This is a genomic window from Gimesia fumaroli, assembly GCF_007754425.1.
Classification (GTDB): domain Bacteria; phylum Planctomycetota; class Planctomycetia; order Planctomycetales; family Planctomycetaceae; genus Gimesia; species Gimesia fumaroli.
Genome location: NZ_CP037452.1, coordinates 2,129,438 through 2,143,780, shown reverse-complemented (window position 1 = coordinate 2,143,780; position 14,343 = coordinate 2,129,438). Strand labels below are relative to the sequence as shown.

General features: G+C 49.3%; 8 protein-coding genes. 4 read left to right on the top strand and 4 right to left on the bottom strand.

The window, feature by feature from the left end; genetic code table 11:
- The first annotated feature begins 282 nt into the window (after window positions 1-282).
- The 4 genes from Enr17x_RS08345 to Enr17x_RS08330 all read left to right on the top strand — a co-directional run bounded on the left by Enr17x_RS08345 (window position 283) and on the right by Enr17x_RS08330 (window position 6,412).
- Window positions 283-2,964 carry an outer membrane protein assembly factor BamB family protein gene (locus Enr17x_RS08345; protein ID WP_198001031.1) on the top strand — a complete coding sequence of 894 codons (2,682 nt, stop codon included), beginning with the start codon at window positions 283-285 and terminating at the stop codon, window positions 2,962-2,964.
- A 200-nt stretch (window positions 2,965-3,164) separates the two neighbouring features.
- The gene (locus tag Enr17x_RS08340; protein ID WP_232100987.1) at window positions 3,165-3,719 is read left to right on the top strand and encodes a hypothetical protein; all 555 of its coding nucleotides are present in this window, start codon (window positions 3,165-3,167) and stop codon (window positions 3,717-3,719) included.
- A 120-nt stretch (window positions 3,720-3,839) separates the two neighbouring features.
- The gene (locus Enr17x_RS08335) at window positions 3,840-5,705 is read left to right on the top strand and encodes a beta-propeller fold lactonase family protein (protein ID WP_198001030.1); all 1,866 of its coding nucleotides are present in this window, start codon (window positions 3,840-3,842) and stop codon (window positions 5,703-5,705) included.
- 50 nt (window positions 5,706-5,755) lie between these two features.
- A complete protein-coding gene (locus Enr17x_RS08330) occupies window positions 5,756-6,412 on the top strand; it encodes a TlpA family protein disulfide reductase (protein ID WP_145307713.1) in 657 nt (218 codons plus the stop codon).
- Between the two features lie 18 nt (window positions 6,413-6,430).
- On the opposite strand, the gene Enr17x_RS08325 is transcribed toward Enr17x_RS08330, so the two are convergent.
- Genes Enr17x_RS08325 through Enr17x_RS29505 form a run of 4 tightly spaced genes read right to left on the bottom strand, consistent with a single transcriptional unit; the run spans window position 6,431 to window position 14,028 of the window.
- Window positions 6,431-8,056, bottom strand: coding sequence for a sodium:solute symporter (locus tag Enr17x_RS08325; protein WP_145307711.1), 1,626 nt, complete (start codon window positions 8,054-8,056; stop codon window positions 6,431-6,433).
- Window positions 8,057-8,066: 10 nt separating this feature from the next.
- Complete coding sequence (locus Enr17x_RS08320) at window positions 8,067-9,188, bottom strand: Ldh family oxidoreductase (protein WP_145307709.1); 1,122 nt, start codon at window positions 9,186-9,188, stop codon at window positions 8,067-8,069.
- 39 nt (window positions 9,189-9,227) lie between these two features.
- Complete coding sequence (locus Enr17x_RS08315) at window positions 9,228-10,643, bottom strand: DUF1501 domain-containing protein (RefSeq protein ID WP_145307707.1); 1,416 nt, start codon at window positions 10,641-10,643, stop codon at window positions 9,228-9,230.
- A gap of 49 nt (window positions 10,644-10,692) precedes the next feature.
- A complete protein-coding gene (locus Enr17x_RS29505; protein ID WP_198001029.1) occupies window positions 10,693-14,028 on the bottom strand; it encodes a DUF1553 domain-containing protein in 3,336 nt (1,111 codons plus the stop codon).
- Between the last annotated feature and the right edge of the window lie 315 nt (window positions 14,029-14,343).

Below are 14,343 nucleotides of genomic sequence, written 5' to 3'. Positions count from 1 at the left end.
GACTTCACAAAATTCAAAACGGCTTCCAGAGAGGAAGCCGTTTTTTTTGTAGCATCTTCAGCACAAAATAATTTCGGCGATATTTTCGAAATAACGTTAAAATAGTAGCTTCTCAGAATTTTCCAGTTTATGATCGAGGTGTTGGCTCCCCCTGAAATGAGTCCTGCCGAACTGACCAGACAACTTCGAACAGTTGAGTCAAAGTCAGAATCATTGTCTGTTTGTAACAAAAGTTGCCCTCCTGTAGTTCCTCAAAACTGCAACTTGAGAAAGTTCATTCCGATGAAGAAAGTTAGACTGCGTTCTGTATTGTTTCAAATACTGATGAGTCTTGTTGTGTACTGCTCCATCGCCCGGGCAGACGAGGACTGGCTTCAATTGAAAGGGAACGGACAGCGATCCGGAAACGTAGCATCGATATCACTTCAGCCACCGTTGTCACTGGCAGCAGCAATTCCCCTGACAGACGGTATCTATACTTCTCCCGTCATCAGCGACGGAAAAATCTTCGTCGTGGATGGATCGGGAGTGATCTTCGCAATTGACGGGAAAACAAACCAGGTTCTCTGGAAGTTTGCTACGAAAGGCGGCGCTGGAAACTGCAGCAATGTCGCTTCACCGGCGATCATTGATCAGTATCTGCATGTCGGGACGACCGCCGGTTACTATTATGTGCTCTCACTCAAAGACGGCTCGGTAGTCAAAGAAATTGATTGCCGCGAGCCCATTTTTTCGGCTCCCGCTGTTAATAATAACCGCGTCTACTTTGCGACTCTCGGGGCTCAGGTATATGCAGTGGAGCCGAACGGCGAAGTTGCCTGGACGTGGGACTTTGTGAAAGAAGTCGTCGAGTTCGATGGCAACCGCTGGAGCGGCGCAGACTGGTTGGCTCACCGCAAAGATCGAGTGACGTGGCGAGACCATTTTGTCTGCTCGCGTGATATCTGCCTGGCGGGGAACAACATCGTCATTCCTGCTGGAGGCCGCACTGTATTCTTGGAGGATGCCGGTAAGGAACCCCGACTAAGTGCGGTGGGAGAGATCCCGAAATATGCCGGCTCAGAATATCCGGCAACATTCGGCCAGAGTGCTGATGACGCGGGCAATGTCTATGTACAATGGCATCGTCGGGATAACGCCGGTCGCGTGGAAGTGATGCGGCTGGAAGGCGATCAAATTAAAGCAGACTACGTTAAAGGAACTCAAACATCGATCCGGGATCCGGGGTTGCTCAGTTTCGCCTCGGTCAGTATTCGTGGGAACGATGTCTATCGGGTCCGCCCCGAAGCCGGACTCGGATTATGTCGGCACGCGATGGGAGAAGAGAAGACAGAAGTGCTCTGTGAAGCGGCTTCGGTATGTCCGCCGATAATAACGCGTGATCATGCGATTTACGGCAGCCTCGATGGGAAGCTCTATGTCGTCCCCCTGACGGGAGGCAAGCCAACCACGTTCAAGACGGCCTTCGATGCAGCGATTACGGCGCCGGTCGCGATTGCCAACGGTAAGATTTATGTCCCGTGCGAGGATGGTTATCTTTATGTTTTGAATGCAGACGGCACGGTTCCCAAACCTGCAGTCGCTTTGCCGGAACGGGATTTAGAGATCTGGAAAATTCGCAGCCCACTCACGGGTCCTCTGGCGGATGCGAAATACGACTGGTATACCAACTACGGTGACTTCGGTGGGACCAATGCGAATGCCCAGGGACTGAAGCCCCCGTTGCGAATGCGCTGGGCACGCCGACTGGAGGGGACTGTGAAACATCTGCCCGTCTGTGGCGGCGGCCGACTCTATACTCATACCGCGGAAGGACAGATTATCGCGGTCGAGCAGGACACGGGGCGACTGTTATGGAGACGTTATTGGCCTGATGTGTATCTGTCATTCACCTCGCCACTTTATATCAACGGGAAACTTCTAATTCCACAAGCGGGCATCAAAAAGTCGCGCATGCGATGTCTAGATGCTGCCACTGGAAAATTGCTCTGGGAGGCACCATTTACCGGATCGCCCAGTTGGAGCCGTCAGTTTCCCCCGGTTGTACATGGTAATATCGCGATCTATGCTTCCGGTTCCGGCGAGTATGCTGCCCAGGGAACCGAAAAAGCATTCACGTTTGGCGGCAAACCCGCGGTCAAACCAGATGGACGTGAAGTGATGAGCTGGATTTATTCGAATGACAATCCTTATTACCCGAAAGATCACCGTCCTCGAATCTGGGCCTGGGATCTGGATACGGGCAAAGTTGTCTGGGAAAAGGATTTTTCTGAGTATGGACGCGGCGGAAACGATTGTGGCATCGCCATTCTGGATGGCAAACTGTATTACTCGACCTTTTTTGGATACGCCAGCAGCCAGCGCAGGCGGCGTGGATTGCCCGTCGAGAATAATGGCATTACCGCCTGCCTCGATCCCAAAACAGGTAAGGTCGTCTGGCTGACAAACAAGTATTACGTTACCTCCAAATGTACGTTGAGTGCCCGTGATGGCCGGATTTATATTGGCGGTTACAACCGTGCGAATGAAAATACTCAGGACCGATTTGTCTGGTGTCTGGATGCGAAGGACGGATCGTTAGTCTGGCAATCCGATGCCGTCACGTCGGCCCTGAATGTGGTGACCGTCGGTAAAGATTTCATCTTTTCCAATGCATTACGAGGAAAAGGCAACGTGTTCGATCATCAGACAGGCAAGGTCGTCAGCAGTATCGGCCACAACTATGCCTGCTGTCGGTTTACGCTCTCTGAGCCTTACGTTCTTGGAGCGAATATGGATATGATTGATCTGTCTGACAACGGCAAACTGGTTTCTACAGGGCCCGCCATTGATTCTCGGGAGTGTCTAGGAGCGGTTGTTTCAAATGGACGAATTTTTTACACATCCCAAGCCAGTGGTTTTGTAGTCTCCCAGACGTTTGGAGAGGATTCCAAGAAATTGCCCGCTATCTGGGAAAGGCCTTGATGTATACGATCTTACTTCGAGGAACTTCCGTAGACGGATGAAGAATGCATGAATTTATGATTCCTGCAACCAAAAGAAAAAGTGCTAAATCGTTTGCACTCCCGATTCACTCACATTAAAATTCACCGATACGTTAGTACTAACGTATCCCCTGCACCTGCAGGATTTTTTGTCAAGCATTGGAAATTAAGGAGAAATACATGAAAAGACTGCTTACACTCTCAGTCGCGTTAATGTTCGTAGCAGCCAGTTCGCTCAGTTCTGCAGCAGAATTGAAATCTGGTATCGAAGTAGGCGGAAGACCCGGCGCATATACAGTCAATGATTGTACGGGCCCTAACGCTGGTAAGTCACTCTGCTATCGTTGCAGCTATGGTGGTCGTCCTGTAGTTAACATCTTCGCTCGCGAAATGAATGGTGATGTTCAGGATCTGATCGCACAGATCGATGCCAAAGTTGGCGCAAACCGAGATCAGAAAATGGCAGCGTTTGTCGTTCATCTGACTGACGATGCTGACAAATCCAGCTCACAGCTCAAGAAGATTGCTAACAGCAAGAAAATCAAGAACACACCTTTGACAAACTTCGAAGGTGAAGCTGGTCCCTCTGCTTACAAAATTTCCAAAGACGCTGACGTCACCGTTTTGATGTGGGTCGGAGGAAAAGTGAAAGTCAATCACGCTTTGAAGAAGAGTGATCTGTCTAAAGACAAGATCAACAAAATCGTTAAAGATACTTCCAAAATCTTGAACTAACGATTTGAGACGATCATTTATCAAATGAGTAGACCCCGCTTTCCTGAACCGGTTAGCGGGGTTTCTACTTCCTGCCTCGTTAAACCAATACGAATCTTCACATTTCGTAAAGGGGTTTCAATGTATCTCATTGCAAGGTCCGTTCGATTATTCCTGCCTCTGACAACTCTCTGCCTACTTTGCCTGTTGATGGGCCCACAGCGTGCAGACGCCGGTCAATCCAACAGCCTGATGGATATTTCCGCAGACGGCAAACTGCTTGCCTGTTCGAACCGTGACAGTGGCACAATCACGATAGTCGATCTGGTATCCCATAAAAAACAGAGCGAAATCAAAGTTGGAAAACACCCGGAAGGCGTAACATTTCTGGGAAACAGCCACCAACTGGCAACCGCCGTCTACGACGAAGACATTGTTATTTTTCTTGACGCGGATACTGGCAAAATCACGGGACAGACAGAAGTCTTTGATGAACCGTACGGCATTGTCTCTACAAGTGATGGTTCAAAGGTTTTCGTAACCCTCGATTATCCGGGACGGATTGTGGAAATCGATACGCAAACATACAAAATCGATCGGGAATTTTCTTCGGGAAGCCATCTGCGTGGCATTGCAATTTCTAACGACGATCAAAGCCTGTTCACAACCGAATACTACACCGCCCTGGTTCGGCAGATTGATGTCGCCAGTGGTAAAACTACCGACGAGTGGCCCGGAGGAAGCACGGACAATCTTTCGCGTCAGATCACCCTGCACCCCCGTCGCGCTAAAGCATACCTGCCTCATATTCGCTCCCGCATTACCGTAGCCCATGGTGCTGGTTCGATCTTCCCGATTGTTTCGATTGTTGATACAAAACCAGGTGAAGGAAAACGCCGACGAAAAATCCCCATGGATTCCTTTCGGGGAGCCCGTGTGACTTGTAACCCGTGGGACACCGCAATTACCCCTGATGGAAAAACGTTCTTTGTGGTATTCGCCGGGACTGATGAGCTCTACGTCTGTAACGTTATCGATGATGATTACCGCGAATTGACGTTTCGTTCTTCACTCAGACTGGGACATAATCCCCGCGCGGTCCGAGTCGCTCCCGATGGAAACACGTTTTACGTTTACAATGCATTGGACTTCAATGTCGTCGCTTATGACACAGATAGTCTGCGTCCTCGGGCGATCATTGATGTAACAGAGAACCCACTGGATGAAGAAATCCTTCTGGGAAAACGCCTGTTCTACACGGCACTCCAACCTATGACGAGCCGTTTGTGGATTTCCTGCGCAAGCTGTCATCCCGATGGGCAATCTGATGGAAGAACCTGGCATAATCCGGAAGGCTTAAGAAACACCCAATCTCTAGCTGGTATGGCCTGGACGCATCCGATTCACTGGTCTGCAGACCGCGATGAAGTGCAGGACTTCGAGCATACGATCCGCGGTCCTTTGATGCAGGGTAGCGGGCTGGTCAGAGGGAAAATCAATCCTTCTCTGGATGCGCCCAACAAAGGTTTATCGCGGGCACTGGATGCGATGGCCGCTTATTCCAATACACATGAATTCACGCTAAGCCCTTATGCTAAAAAGGGACTCAGCCCGGCTGCCAAACGGGGTCGCGAACTCTTCTTTTCCAAACAAACAAAATGTGCCTCATGCCATAGCGGTCCTTTCCTAACAGACTCAGTTCCCAGCGCGAAAATTGTTCGGCATGACGTGGGTACCTCTGTTGATAACCCAGGTGAAAAGATGGGACCTGCTTATGATACGCCGACATTGCTGGGAATCTACCGGACGGCTCCCTACCTGCATCACGGCAAAGCAAACACACTCGAAGAAGTATTCACCATCTATAATCACGACGATCAACATGGAAACACAAGCCAGCTTTCAAAACAGGAACTCGCCGACCTCATCGAATTTCTGAAAGCACTTCCCTATGAAGATCCAGTCCCCCAGGCAAAAGCGGCTGGAATGGTTAAAGTGTCGAAGTAATCAACCAACACGTGTTTCCCCAAAAGACGACTTCCAGAAAGACTTTACTTATGTCAGCAAAATCGCTCTGTTTTGTATGCTGTTTAATACTGCTGCACGGCTGCAATCAAAACACACCTGCCCCCACGACTTCACCTGAAACAGAAGCGGCTCCAGAGACTGCTCCGGCAACGGTCGAGAAAAAGGAACCTGCCATTCCCGGCGCAAAAACATTTGAAAAAGATGGCGTCACGGCAGAAATTGCCAACTGGGAAGAAGCACAGGAATTCATCAAAAAGCAAAAGGGGAAAATTGTCGTCGTTGATTTGTGGTCGACCTGGTGTGAACCTTGTCTACGAGAATTCCCTCAGCTGGTCGCGTTACAAAAGAAGTATCCGGAAAAAGTGGTCTGCGTCTCATTCAATCTGAACTATATCGGGAGTAAAGACTCTCCCCCCGAGTCGAACAGTGAAGAACTCATGGAATTCTATTCCAAACAGAAAGCAGATATCATCAACCTCATTTCCAGTACGCCCGATGAAGAGCTGTATGAAAGTCTGAATCTGGCAGCGATCCCGGCAGCCTATGTCTACGGTCCTGATGGAAAGCTGAAAAAACGATTCGACAATGAAAAGCAGGAATACGGAGAAGAAGGTTTTACGTACGAGAAACATATCGTACCTACGATTGATAAAATGCTTAAGTCGACTCCAAAACCAGAAAAGTAACCGCCCGGCGAGACTTGCTTAAGCAAACGTGATATAGATCGAAGACATGATCCCCGCCAGCAATAACGCAATCAGCCGCGGGTCGGTCACCCCCGATAGTTTGCGAAAAACAATCTCTTTCAAGGGATGTTTCCAGCACATCATTTCGATCTGATCAGCAGTTGGCGGTGGTGTCAGCAGGCTGATGACGACAAAGACGACCGAACAAATCACAAACAACCACCAAGCCTGAAGCATGAAGGGAATCCCCAAATCGTTGGTGATTATTCCAAAACCAAAGTCTAACACGAATGTCAGCCCGCCTAAGATTGAACCAACGATTAACGTGATCAGCGACGCTTTTGCCGTCCCCCGTTTCCAGAGCACACCCCAGATAAACACCACCGTAATGGGAGGAGCCAGGCAGGCAATCATACTGTTTAATCCCGAAAAGATGCTCTCGAATTTACTCCCCATCGTTGACCAGCCAATCGCCAGAATCATCACGACCACTGCTGTAATTCGCCCCACCACCACCAGCCGCGCATCACTGGTTTCCGGTTTCAGTTTTTTCACAACGTCAATACTGATTAACGTCGCCGTACTATTCAAAGCACCGGCAATCGTACTCATCAGCGCCGCCAGCAAGCCGGCTGCAATCATGCCTTTCAGGCCTTCAGGGATCAGTTGACTGATTAAAACAGGGAGCGCGCTATTCGGATTATCTCCAATTTGATCTCGAAATAGCACATAGGCAAGGACTCCCGGAAAGACCATAATCAATAACGGCAGGACTTTGATGAATCCTGCAAATAACGGCCCAACCTGGGCGTCTTTTTCGGTCTCACCTCCCAGAACTCGCTGCACGATGGTCTGGTCGGCACACCAGTACCAGATTCCCAGCACCGGATACCCCAGAACGAAAGCAAACCAGGAAAATCCCCCGCTCTCATGCAACATGCTCATGTGCTTTTCCGGAAGTGCGGCCCGGAGCTTTGTAAAGGAATCGATCCCCTGCTCATTCAATGCTCCCGCTGCAAACCAGGTGATGGCAAACGAGCCAATGATTAGCAGCACCGTCTGAATCGATTCCGTAATCACAACCGCCTTCAATCCCCCCATCACTGTATATAAGGTGGTAATGGCAGAAATCACAATTACCGAAGTGAAAACATCAATTCCGAAGAACTCATGCATGATGGTAGAGCCGGCATACAGCGTCATGCCGATATGAATAAACAACGCCGCGACGACCCCCATAATCGCTAATACAATCCGAGACCCCGCGCTAAAACGCTGTTCCAGAAAATCAGGCAGCGTTACGACACCACTGCGATGATAAATCGGCGCAAAAACCAGACCAAGAATAATCAGTGTGAACGCTGCCAGGCATTCGAAGTTCCCCACAACTAAGCCCACTCGATATCCATCCGCAGCGAGACCAATCAAGTGTACGGTCGAGATATTGGTTGCAAACAAAGACAACCCAATCGTAGGCCATTTAAGAGAACGCCCCGCGAGGAAATAGCTGTCGACCGTCTGCTTTTGCTTACGACTGACGTACAGCCCCATCCCGGTGATCAAAATCAGATACGCCAGAATGATTGCAGAATCGAGTAAGGAAATATTCAGTTGAGTGGCAGCCAGCAGGAATGGCCCGTTCATAGATGTTCAATCAAGTCAGAGATTCGGTAGGAGAAGTTTCCAGGGCATTGTCCACATCATGCGGCAATTCAGAAACGTCAAGAGGAGACAGCCCACGCTGCAGAGCCATTTGATTGAATTGCTTAATCAATTGACAACCGACGGGAATTCCGGTTTTCATTCGCTCCACGCGCGTCACCTCTTCCGGCTCACCCGGATAATAGACTTGCCCGCCCTCGTGAAGCGGCTGTAACGCACCCCAGCGCTGAATGATCTCGACTATCCGTTCCTGGAATGATTCGACTGATGTGAAACGGCTGATATCGATTGCCCCGACCATGCCTCCCAGCAATCGTCTCTCTGAAAGATCGCCGTACATTTTAGGGATATCAGGACCAATCGGGGCCCCTCCGAGTAACGCGCACAATACATCAATCATCAAGCCCAGCCCCGAGCCTTTGAAACCACCAAACGGAAATAAGGCAACGACTTCATTCGGATCAGTGGTCCCCTGCCCATTCGCATCCAATGCCCAGTCCCCCGGAATCGAAACCCCTTCGGTCGCCGCATTGGCAATCGTATTCCAGGGAGTAATGCTCGTCGCCATATCCAGACAAAGCGACTTCCCGTGCTTTCCCGGTGCGGTAATGCAAATCGGATTCGTTCCACAAAACGGTTCTCGTGCTCCGTGTGGTGTGACCATTGGATCAACGTGCGTAAAAGCAAAACCGATCATGCCCGCCTGAGCCATCCTTAACCCATAATAAGCCAGTGCACCACAGTGCGAAGAGTTACAGATCGAAACCCAGCCCGCACCGGAATCGTGTGCCAGTTCAATCGCATGATCCGCCGCCTTGACCATCGCCAGTTGACCGAGTCCGTGATCCCCGTCAACGCGGCCCGCAGCCGTCCCCAGTTGTTCCCACCGCATTTCAGGTCGGGCACTGATGCTTTGCTGACGAATACGCTCCAGATAATGTGGCAAGCGAGCCACGCCATGCGAGTCAATGCCGCGCAGGTTTGATTCAACCAGAGAGTCAGCAACCAGCTCTGCATCTTCTTGTCTTAGATCGGCATGAGTGAGTAGCTGAAAACAGAACTCCCGCAGGTCATCGGCTTCGATCAAAGCACTCTTCACTTGAATTTGTGGCAAAAGGCACCTCTAGTAAATCTTCTTATTAACAGAAAATAATCAGGCAAACAGGTCATACATCACTTCGCCATGCACGTCCGTTAATCGGAAATCACGGCCGGCAAACTGATAAGTTAACTTTTTATGATCAAGCCCGAGTAAATGTAAAATGCTGGCGTGCAGGTCATGGATGTGGACCTTATTTTTAACAGCATAATAGCCATAGTCGTCAGTGGCACCATACTGCAATCCTCCCTTAACGCCACCTCCGGCCATCCACATCGTATACCCTTGAGGATTATGATCGCGGCCGTCATCACCCTGACTGACTGGTGTCCGACCAAATTCGCCCCCCCAAAGAACGAGTGTGTCTTCCAGCAAACCGCGCGACTTCAAATCCTTAAGTAAGGCAGCAATTGGCTGATCGACTTCCTTCGCATTTCGGGGAATCGCTGTTTTCAATCCGGAATGTTGATCCCATTTATAACTGTGTGTAATTTGAACAAAACGCACTCCCCGTTCTGCAAACCGACGTGCCATCAGACACTGGCGTCCAAAGTTCTTTGTGACATCATTATCCAGACCATACATTTTTTGCGTCGTCTCAGATTCATCACTGATATCCTGCAGTTCGGGAGCCGCTGTCTGCATCCGATAGGCCAGCTCAAACGAATTGATCCGACCTTCCAATGCCGCATCGGGTCCGGAATTTTCCAAATGCTCCCGATTCATCTGCTGCAGGAAATCCAATTCCTGACGCTGAACATCCAAGGGAATGCCGCTCTTATTTTTGATAAAAGGGATCAAAGCACGGTCAGCCGGAATACTGGCATTTCCAATGGGGGTGCCCTGATAATCTGCTGGTAGGAAGGAGGAACTGTAAGCGTTCACGCCCCCGTGAGTCAACGTGGGACAGACGGTAATAAACCCGGGCAAGTCCCGATTCTCGGATCCCAAACCGTAGGTAATCCAAGACCCCATGCTGGGGCGAACAAACGTGTCACTTCCCGTATGTAATTCTAATAATGCACCACCATGCCGGGAATTGGAACCATACATCGAATTGATGATACATAAGTCATCAACGCAACCCGCGACATGGGGAAAGACCTCACTCACCCAGGCACCACTCTCGCCATGTTGTTTGAACTTCCACGGTGAACCCAGTAAATTTCCGGTCGTGGCTGAGAAAACACGAGGCTTGTCAAACGGAAGCGGCTTGCCACTGTCTTTCTGCAACTGGGGCTTGTAATCGAACGTATCCATGTGCGAAGGGCCGCCGTGCATAAACAGAAAGATCACACGCTTGGCCTTCGGAGTGAAATGCGGCTGCTGAACGACTTTCTGCTGCGCAGCCTGACAGTCACTTCCCAGTAAGGCAGCTAAAGCTAGACTGCCAAAACCGGCAGAACTTCTGCGCAACATTTCCCGTCGCGAGATCAATGTGCTTCCGTTATTTGTCTTCCATCGATTCATCTGAATTCCAATTCAAAACAACTTCTTAAACTACTCGTTCTCGCAGTCTTTAATCAACAAACAAAAATTCATTGGAGGAAATCAGGACCCGACATAAACTCTGCCAGGTTCGCTGCTCTTTTTCTTCTTCTGGCATCTCTAACGACTTCAATTCCTGTCGGTATATTTTGATGTAGTCCAGCGCCCGAGATGTTTCCATCGCAGTCGCAGGACGGCTGAATATTTTCTCATAAATCCGATTGACCCTGGCACGCTGATCTAATTGTGTCTCATGCATTATCTGTTCGGCCAGATCCATTGTATTCTGCATGACGAAATCACTATTCATCATGAACAATGCCTGTGGTGCCACGGTCGTATGAGTTCGATCACCAGAGAGAACACTGGGATCGGCAAAATCAAATGCCTGCAACACTTCATATAAAGCACTTCTCACAATCGGCAAATACACGGAACGACGATTGGTCTGATAAACTACCGGATTCACGTTGCTGGTGCTTGTTACATACTTCCGGTTCGCAACCCCCAACAATGATCCGCCCATTTCATAGTCGAGCTTTCCACACACGGCTAAAATCGAATCACGAATCGCTTCTGCTTCCAGGCGTCTGCGATTCATCCGCCAGAGCAATCGATTTTCAGGATCGACGGCTGCCAGCTCTGCATTATAGTTCGTACTCATCTGATAGGTTGAAGACAACATGATCAAACGATGCATCGACTTAATCGACCAGCCCTGTTCTACAAATTGAACCGCCAGCCAGTCGAGCAGTTCTGGATGCGTCGGACGCTCTCCCAGTTTTCCAAAGTTATCGGGCGTTCTCACCAGCCCCTTTCCGAAATGCCAGCGCCAGAGTCGATTCACCATGACACGAGCCGTCAGAGGATGCTGACCGCTGGTCAACCACTGGGCTAACTGCAAACGACCGCTCTGCTGATCATTGATGGGAGTCTGATGCTCTCCCTCAATAATTCGCAGGAACTGACGAGGAACTTCTTTGCCCAGCGTGAAGTGACTTCCCCTCAGATGCACCTTCACGTTTTCCGGCTTTTGTTCTGAAACCGCCATGGCCGTCGGATATTGAGGAAGTGTTTTTTCCAGCTCTTTCCGGGCGGCTCTTTTTTCCGTCAGTTTGGTTTTCACTGCAGCAGCATAAAACGCTTCACGGTCCGCAGGTAACGCGAACGGTCCTTTCGGATCATACAGCACTTGCCGAATGGCTTCGCTCTCCGCATTCGGCAGACTTTTCGCATTTTTCCCCTCGTCGGTTTTCAGATAAGCCTGCCACTCTTGTTCGACTTCTTTAAATAAATTTCCATAAAGTGAAGCCGCCCGCGGCAGCCGTTCTGCTTCAGGCAGATCATTCAGACTTTGAAACCTCTGATATAAAGGTCCGAGTGTTTCTGGTGTCTTACCCGTGCGTACCAGTTCGCTCCAGACAAACAAGGGAGACGTCTTCTCGTTCAAATTTTTCCTCAGATAGTCAGACCACTGTGCTGTCAGACTGCCAATGAGTTTACTTTCAGGAGCCGCGACATCGGCGATAAAGTTCCGCTCTTTATCAGAAAGCTCCCGCGGTGCTGCAATCAACAACTTATCGATATGCGGAAACGGAATTTTACTTTCCAGACGTATTATATTTTTCCCCTGAGTGAACTGATAAAGCCCTTCGACTTTCCATTCCTGCGACTTGGGATACCAGCTCCCGGTGACATCTCCAGCCGCATTGTTTTTGACGAGTTGATCATTAATCAATAGTTGAACCGGCCGTGCAGATGCGGCTGCATAGCGAATTTCAAATTGATATCGCCCTGCTTTCGGCAGTTCAATTTCATACTCCGCGATATTTGGCAGCATCCCGTTGTTATAAATGACGCCAATTCCCTCGCCGTAACCGGTCAGGGACTTTTTCACATTCCCCGTCTGATAGTTTTCCGCCTCCACGATCAGGATAGAATCCGATGAATCGGCCTGCAGTGTTTCGCCGATCGGTTTTGTCCCCTTCATCAATTCATCAGCGTGTTTTTTAATTTCAGCCGCGAGTAAATAATCGGACACACGTTTTCGCTCTTCTCTCAAAAACTGTTCATCGGCCTGATTCAAAACGGTTTGAATTTGAGAGTCGAGGTCTGCAATCTGTTTTTTATGTTGTTCCAGTTTTTGAATCTCTTCAGGGCTGGCCAGAGTTCGTTCCTGCCAGCGAGCAACCACCTTGAAGTTTTCCATCGTTTTCGTACTTTTGAAAATCCCCGCCAGCGAGTAATAATCTTCAATTGGAATCGGATCGAATTTATGGGAATGACAGCGAGCACACCCCAGTGTGAGTCCCATGAATGTACGACCGACGGTATCCAGTTGCTCGTCGATGATATCCATCTGCATCTTGGTTTGGTCATCTTCTGCCAGCATCTTGGCGCCGATGGACAGAAAACCGGTCGCGGTAATTTTCTCAATGCGGCTGTCATCATTGACCTGTTCCGCCAGAATATCGCCCGCCAGTTGTTCCTGGACAAACTGATCGAAAGGCTTATCTTGATTGAATGCCGCTATCACATAATCGCGGAAGCGAAACGCATTCGCATAAGACAGATTTTCGTCCAGGCCGTTTGAATCGGCATAGCGTGCCACATCCAGCCAGTGTCGTCCCCAGCGTTCACCGTAACGGGGAGATTCCAAAAGCCGATCAATGACCCGCGCAAAGGCATCCGGCGAATCATCTTTGACAAAGTCATCGACTTCTTTTCGAGTAGGCGACAAACCAATCAGATCAAAAGTCGCCCGACGAATCAGGTCCTGCTTCTCGGCAGGAAGAGCTGGCGCATAGCCTTTCTGTTCCAACCTCGATAAAACGAAAGTGTCGATTGGATTCTGAACCCACTCAGATTGTTTAACCTGCGGTAGACTTGGTTTTTGAGGCGGCTGAAAGGCCCAGAATGCTTTTTCCTGCTCAGTAAAAAGCGGTCCCTCAGGTTTTCCCTCGTTCGATTGCACAATCGGTTTTGAATTCGGCCAGTAGGCTCCCAGTCGAATCCATTCGGTCAAATCGCTGATCTCTTTTTGTGACAACTTATCTTTAGGCGGCATGTGTAATTGACCGCTGTGGTTCACCGCACTAATCAACAGACTTTGCTCGGGTTTCCCAACGATAACAGAAGGCCCCCGCTCTCCCCCCTGGACTAATGCCGACAGGGAATCGACACGTAATCCACTCTCAACGGAATCCTCACTGTGACAGTCATAACACTGGTTGACTAATAACGGGCGGATTCGTTTCTCGAAAAAAACTTCTTTTTTCAAATCGGCATCCGCTGCCAGAAGTGGACGGCTCAGGGGTATCATGACAAAAATGCATAATCCCAAAATCAGCAGAAGTCGTCGTTTCATCGCAATATATCCAAAAGCACGTTTGTTTTTTGTAATCAACTACTTAGACGCAACAGCTCTCTTCTCAAATTACAAAACATGCACCTCCATTATAGCGCAAGCCTGCACCGAAACGCCATGATTATATATTATATATAATCATAAACGACAAACAATATCAACTGCAAAACTTACAGTCTTTTGTACTTTTTAGAAATGAGCAGATTGAATTGAGAAATCGCTGACTCAAACAACTCAGATCAGAAACGCCGCCGATCTGCCCTGGGGGGAAGTATCTGAAAGTTATAACAGAAGGCGCCTCCCGGCATAGATCAC

Coding starts and splice junctions, on each gene's coding strand:
- Enr17x_RS08345 (WP_198001031.1), top strand. CDS start 283: ATGAAGAAAGTTAGACTGCGTTCTGTATTGTTTCAAATACTGATGAGT.
- Enr17x_RS08340 (WP_232100987.1), top strand. CDS start 3,165: ATGAAAAGACTGCTTACACTCTCAGTCGCGTTAATGTTCGTAGCAGCC.
- Enr17x_RS08335 (WP_198001030.1), top strand. CDS start 3,840: ATGTATCTCATTGCAAGGTCCGTTCGATTATTCCTGCCTCTGACAACT.
- Enr17x_RS08330 (WP_145307713.1), top strand. CDS start 5,756: ATGTCAGCAAAATCGCTCTGTTTTGTATGCTGTTTAATACTGCTGCAC.
- Enr17x_RS08325 (WP_145307711.1), bottom strand. CDS start 8,056: ATGAACGGGCCATTCCTGCTGGCTGCCACTCAACTGAATATTTCCTTA.
- Enr17x_RS08315 (WP_145307707.1), bottom strand. CDS start 10,643: ATGAATCGATGGAAGACAAATAACGGAAGCACATTGATCTCGCGACGG.
- Enr17x_RS29505 (WP_198001029.1), bottom strand. CDS start 14,028: ATGAAACGACGACTTCTGCTGATTTTGGGATTATGCATTTTTGTCATG.